1 protein-coding gene is annotated in these 819 nt (G+C 36.8%); it reads left to right on the top strand.

The features are described 5' to 3' along the window. Window positions 1-236: 236 nt before the first annotated feature. Window positions 237-632: a hypothetical protein gene (locus H4J62_RS19925; RefSeq protein WP_182218784.1), complete on the top strand. Its 396-nt coding sequence runs from the start codon at window positions 237-239 to the stop codon at window positions 630-632. Window positions 633-819: the final 187 nt, after the last annotated feature.

The raw sequence follows: 819 nt of genomic DNA, 5'->3' as shown, positions 1-819 counted from the left end.
GGTTCGAACGTCTTGTTAGAAACATTGGATGTTTGCCGTTCAATATTCGTAACCAACAGAGGCATATTCCACTTATCAAATATAGTAAACTAATCGATTGATAAATGGATTGGTCCAACTATAAGGCGTTCAAACGGACAAAAAACAGTTGGCTGTTTCACTCCGTTCACAATTTTAGCCAACAATTTTTTGCCGCTTAACGTGGCGTTAGCTTTTTAGGGAATATTTCTTGCCGCATGAATAATATGGATATTAAAGGATTGATCTTAGGTAGCATAGTTGCATTCATTGGCTCTACAGTGTTTCTTATAGCTGGAATTTACATATCTATTATCATCTTTGGCTTAGGAGAGCCTGGAACATTTTCAAATGAGGAGCTGATATTTTCTTTATTATTTTCCATACCAGTAGATTTATGGATTGGTTATATAATTGCTAGAATTTCAAAATTTAGTAAGATATTTAACGCACTAGTATTCGGAGTGATATCTGTAATATTCTTTCTATTTACTGATAATCAAAGACCGCTTTGGTACGTGATTTCTAGTGCTGTAATTTTCATACCACTGGTCTGGATGGGAGCTACCTTGCATGTAAAAAAAGCTAACAAGCCACTCAAGCAGGACAAATAACAGTTGGCTTTGTTCGCTGCGCTCTCTATTATAGCCAACTATCATTTGCCTCTTAGTGGGGCGTTAGCTATACAAGGATACACCGTCGTTATATGGACGCTTTGATCAATAATCTAAATAAACTAGCTCACGATTTACGTCTTGTCCCAAATGCAATCAAAGGTGCTAAATTATGGGCTGCTTCCGA

This window comes from Colwellia sp. BRX8-5 (genome assembly GCF_014077325.1).
GTDB lineage: Bacteria > Pseudomonadota > Gammaproteobacteria > Enterobacterales > Alteromonadaceae > Colwellia_A.
The sequence above is the reverse complement of the archived record's forward strand: the minus strand, read 5'-3'. Positions and strand labels throughout refer to the sequence as shown.